Source organism: Streptomyces sp. NRRL WC-3549 (genome assembly GCF_000721935.1).
GTDB lineage: Bacteria > Actinomycetota > Actinomycetes > Streptomycetales > Streptomycetaceae > Streptomyces.
Genome location: NZ_KL585408.1, coordinates 49,093 through 49,868, shown reverse-complemented (window position 1 = coordinate 49,868; position 776 = coordinate 49,093). Strand labels below are relative to the sequence as shown.

Here is a 776-nt window from a genome sequence, read left to right as displayed (position 1 = left end):
GCCCCCCCGCCGCCGGCGCCCGGTCCGCCCGCTCCGGGCGTCGGGCCCTGCTGGTGCGGGACCGGGGGGGCGTAGTGCACCTGCTGCTGGGCGGCGGCCTGCCGCGGGTGCTGCCCGTGCGCCGGATCCGGCCACGCGGGCGCGCCCTGCTGCGGCTGCGCCGGGCCCGGCTGTGCGACGGGCTGCTGCCCGCCGGACACACCGGCGCCCGCGGCGGCGGTGAAGTTCAGCCGCGGCCCGTCGTTGGCGTTGCCCAGGTTCACCGCGGCACCGGGGCCGATCTCCGTCTGCTGGATCCGCCGGCCCTGCACATAGGTGCCGTTGGTGCTCCCGTGGTCCTCGATGGACCAGCTCCGCCCGTTCCAGCTGATGGTGGCATGCCGCCACGACACCCTGGCGTCGTCGGCCGTCAGGTCGCCCTGCGGGTCACGTCCGAGGGTGTACGGCCTGGACGGATCGAGCGTCCAGGTCCTTCCGTTGAATTCCAGTACGAGTTCCGGCACTCCGCGCCCCACTAGTTGTCCCCCGTGTCGCCCCCTCCGAGGAGGGCCTAGGGATGCTGAACATCGTGGGGAACTATTCCAGGACAGGTCCCGGAACGGAAAGCCGGGCGGTGTGAAGACCGCGCCCGGGCTCACGGGGCCTCGGCCGACTCAGGAGGAATGGGCCCGCGGCGGAGGTTCCGGCGCCCGGCCGGGCTCCGCCGGGCCCTGTGACCGCGCGGCCCGGAGGGAGCGGCCGGGGCCGCCCGGCCGTCGGCTGTCCGCCACTCGGGA

Annotated in this window: 1 protein-coding gene; it reads right to left on the bottom strand. The window is 75.5% G+C overall.

All coding sequences use genetic code 11. The features are described 5' to 3' along the window. The coding region (locus IH13_RS40135; protein ID WP_158791220.1) for an FHA domain-containing protein at positions 1-515 on the bottom strand (515 nt) is incomplete at its 3' end. Between the last annotated feature and the right edge of the window lie 261 nt (positions 516-776).